The sequence below is a fragment of the uncultured Ralstonia sp. genome, assembly GCA_913056305.1.
Lineage (GTDB): Bacteria > Pseudomonadota > Gammaproteobacteria > Burkholderiales > Burkholderiaceae > Ralstonia.
Window position 1 is genome coordinate 1 of sequence record CAJXMR010000313.1, and the last position, 3,944, is coordinate 3,944.

The window sequence follows — 3,944 nt, forward strand, 5'->3', positions numbered from 1 at the left end:
CCATGTCTTGTTCGCAAGGCATCGAGGAGAGACTCTTCCGGCCCGCCGAAAGCGGGCCGTTTTCTTTGGCGCGACGCTTTTGTGCGACCCGTTGGCACACCGCGCAGGTGTGCTGTACCTAGGTTTGGTTGGGCAGGATGTTGCCCGGTTGCGAAGATTGCCGCGGCCAGCTGGAGAAGGCGAAGATCCACAGTGCCACCAGGTTGACCAGCGGCACCAGCACCAGCAGCGTCCACCACTGCGAGAAGCCGGTGCGCAGCAGGATCTGCCGCACCGGAATACCGACCACCAGCAACACGATCAACAAGCCGAACAGTCCGCGCATCGCTTTTCTCCTTCGGTTTGGGGCGGGAGGCGCCGCCAAAATGCGAGCCGGGCGGCACAAACGTTATAGCACCGGCGTGCTCAAGCGCAATGCCGACCGGATGACCTATCGCGGGGCCGACTACAATACGCGGCTTCCGGGCGCGCCGCGCCGCGCAACTCCTTTCCGCTTTTCTCGATGGCCCTGTTTTCCATTACCGATGCGCAACTGGCGTTCGGCCACGTGGCGCTGCTCGACCACACCGATTTCTCGCTGGAGGCTGGCGAGCGCGTCGGCCTGATCGGCCGCAACGGCACCGGCAAATCTTCGCTCTTGAAGATCGTGGCCGGCATGACCGCCCCCGACGATGGCTTGATCGCCCGCCAGAGTGGCGTCACGTCCGCCTACGTGCCCCAGGAACCGGTGTTCGACCCGGACCAGACCGTGGCCGAAGCCGTGGCGATGGGCGTGCCGCATGCCGCTGGTCTGCTTGCTGAATACGAAGCGCTGGTCACGTCGATGGGCGATTCGCATGACGATGGCGAGCTGCATCGGCTGCACGCGCTGCAAGCCCAGCTCGAAGCCGCCGACGCCTGGCAACTACACACCCGCGTGGACACCACCATCGCCCAACTCGGCCTGCAGCCGGGCGCGCGCATCGGTTCGCTCTCGGGCGGCCTGACCAAGCGCGTGGCGCTGGCGCAGGCGCTGGTGGGCGCACCCGACATCCTGCTGCTCGACGAGCCGACCAACCACCTCGACTACGACTCGATCCGTTGGCTCGAAGATCTACTGCTGACCTTCCGTGGCAGCGTGCTTTTCATCACGCACGACCGCGCGTTCCTCGACCGTGTGGCCACGCGCATCATCGAGCTCGACCGCGGCAAGCTGCGCTCGTACCCCGGCAACTTCACGGCCTACCAGACGCGCAAGGCGCAGCAGCTCGAAGCCGAGGCGCTGGAGAACGCGCGCTTCGACAAGCTGCTCGCGCAGGAAGAAGTGTGGATCCGCAAGGGCGTGGAAGCCCGCCGTACGCGCAGCGTCGGCCGCGTCGCTCGGCTGGAGCAGATGCGTGTGGACCGCGCCGTGCGTCGCGAGGTGCAGGGCAACGTCAAGCTGGAGGTCTCGCAAGGCGATCGCTCCGGCAAGATCGTCGCCGAGCTGATCGACGTGACCAAGGGCTACGGTGACAACACCGTGGTCGACAACTTCACCGGCACCATCCTGCGCGGCGACAAGGTGGGGCTGCTTGGCCCGAACGGCGTCGGCAAGACCACGCTGCTCAAGCTGATCCTCGGCGAGCTGTCGCCGGACACGGGCACGGTGCGCAACGGCACCAACCTGCAGGTCGCGTATTTCGACCAGATGCGCACGCAGCTCGACCTGAACCGCTCGCTGGCCGACACCATCAGCCCCGGCAGCGACTGGATCGAAGTGAACGGCCAGCGCAAGCACGTGATGAGCTACCTGGGCGACTTCCTGTTCGCGCCGGAGCGTGCGCGCTCGCCGGTGTCGTCGCTGTCGGGCGGCGAGCGCAACCGGCTGCTGCTGGCGCGCCTGTTCGCGCGGCCGGCCAACGTGCTGGTGCTGGACGAGCCGACCAACGACCTCGACATCGACACGCTGGAGCTGCTCGAAGAACTGCTGCAGGAATACAGCGGCACGGTGTTCCTGGTCTCGCACGACCGCGCCTTCGTCGACAACGTCGTCACCTCGGTTGTCGCGGCCGAGGGCGAGGGCCGCTGGCGCGAATACGTGGGCGGGTTCTCGGACTGGCAGACGCAGTCGGTGCGCTCGGCGCGGATGGCGCAGGCCGCCAAGCCCGTCGCCGAAGAGAAGAAGCCCGAGGCGGCCCGCCCGCGCGAGCGCGCCATGGTCAAGCTCAGCTACAAGGAACAGCGTGAGCTGGACGCGTTGCCCGCCCGTATCGAGGCGCTGGAGGTCGAGCAGAAGCAGGTCGGCGCCGAGCTGGAAGACGGCACGATCTACGGACGTGATCCGGAGCGCGCCCAGAAGCTGGCCGAGCGCCACGAGGCGATCGAGCTGGAGTTGCTGGAGGTGCTGGAGCGCTGGGAAGCGCTCGAAGGCAAGCGCGCCGGCACGCCGTGATGCACCGGTAGTCCGCCAATATGTCACCGGGATGTCGGCCACGCGCCGCATCTCGGGCTGACGATCCCTCCGCATTGCCAAGGACAGCTTCCTTTACAATGCGCGCTGCATTCCCGGCGCTCGGCGATAGACCTCGCGCTGGCTCGTATTTCCGTCCTCCATGAGCAAAACCTCCCAATACAGCGAATCGTCGATCAAGGTCCTCAAGGGCCTGGAACCGGTCAAGCAACGGCCGGGCATGTACACCCGCACCGACAACCCGCTGCACATCGTGCAGGAAGTGATCGACAACGCCGCCGACGAGGCGTTGGGCGGCTTCGGCAAGCTGATCGCGGTGACGCTGCACAAGGACGGCAGCGTCAGCGTCGAGGACGACGCGCGCGGCATTCCCGTCGGCATCCACCCGCAAGAGGGCGTGCCGGTGGTCGAGATCGTCTACACGCGCTTGCACGCGGGCGGCAAGTTCGACAAGGGCCGTGGCGGCGCGTATGCCTTCTCCGGCGGCCTGCACGGCGTGGGCGTGTCGGTCACGAACGCGCTGTCGACGCGGCTGGAGGTGACGGTCTGGCGTGACGGCAATGTGTCGACGCTCACGTTCTCGGGCGGTGACGTCATCGAGCCGCTGGCGACCCGCAAGGCTGAGCGCGGTGAGAAGAAGAGCGGCACGCGCGTGCGCACGTGGCCGGACGCCAAGTATTTCGATTCCGAGAACATCCCGCAGGCCGAGCTGCAGCGCCTGCTGCGCAGCAAGGCTGTGCTGCTGCCGGGCGTGAAGGTGGCGCTCACGCTGGAGAAATCCGGCGAGACGCTCGAATGGCAGTACGACCAGGGCCTGCGCGGCTACCTGGTCGAATCGCTCGCGCAGGGCAGCGGCGCCGATCCGGTGATCCCGCTGTTCGAGGGCGAGCACTTTGCCGACCCCGACAAGCCGGGCGAAGAGGGCTTTGCCTTCGGCGAAGGTGCGTCGTGGGTGGTGGCCTGGACGGAAGAGGGCGCGCCGGTGCGCGAGTCCTATGTCAACCTGATCCCGACGCCGGCTGGCGGCACGCACGAATCCGGCCTGCGTGAAGGCCTGTTCCAGGCCGTCAAGAGCTTTGTCGAGATGCACGCGCTGCTGCCCAAGGGCGTCAAGCTGATGTCGGAAGACGTGTTCGCGCGCGCCTCGTTCGTGCTGTCGGCCAAGGTGCTGGACCCGCAGTTCCAGGGTCAGATCAAGGAACGCCTGAACAGCCGCGATGCCGTGCGGCTGGTGTCCACCTTCAGCCGCCCGACGCTGGAGCTGTGGCTGAACCAGCATGTCGAGTACGGCAAGAAGCTGGCCGAACTCGTCATCCGCCAGGCCCAGGCGCGTACGCGCGCGGCGCAGAAGGTCGAGAAGAAGAAGGGCTCCGGCGTGGCTGTGCTGCCCGGCAAGCTGACCGATTGCGAGTCAGACGACGTCACCCGCAACGAACTCTTCCTGGTCGAGGGCGACTCCGCCGGCGGCTCGGCCAAGATGGGCCGCGACAAGGAATTCCAGGCCATCCTGCCG

Annotated in this window: 3 protein-coding genes; 2 read left to right on the plus strand and 1 reads right to left on the minus strand. The window is 66.8% G+C overall.

Annotated features, from left to right (window positions below):
- Positions 1-118 precede the first annotated feature (118 nt).
- Positions 119-325 (minus strand): hypothetical protein, encoded by a 207-nt coding sequence (locus QZ609_RS25125; RefSeq protein WP_295500834.1) that lies wholly within the window; start codon positions 323-325, stop codon positions 119-121.
- Between the two features lie 177 nt (positions 326-502).
- On the opposite strand from QZ609_RS25125, the gene QZ609_RS25130 reads away from it, so the two are divergent.
- Together QZ609_RS25130 and QZ609_RS25135 are read left to right on the plus strand one after the other, a co-directional pair.
- Positions 503-2,413 carry an ATP-binding cassette domain-containing protein gene (locus QZ609_RS25130; protein ID WP_295500836.1) on the plus strand — a complete coding sequence of 637 codons (1,911 nt, stop codon included), beginning with the start codon at positions 503-505 and terminating at the stop codon, positions 2,411-2,413.
- Between the two features lie 160 nt (positions 2,414-2,573).
- Positions 2,574-3,944 (plus strand): ATP-binding protein (locus QZ609_RS25135; RefSeq protein WP_295500839.1); only part of this gene is annotated, 1,371 nt, incomplete at its 3' end.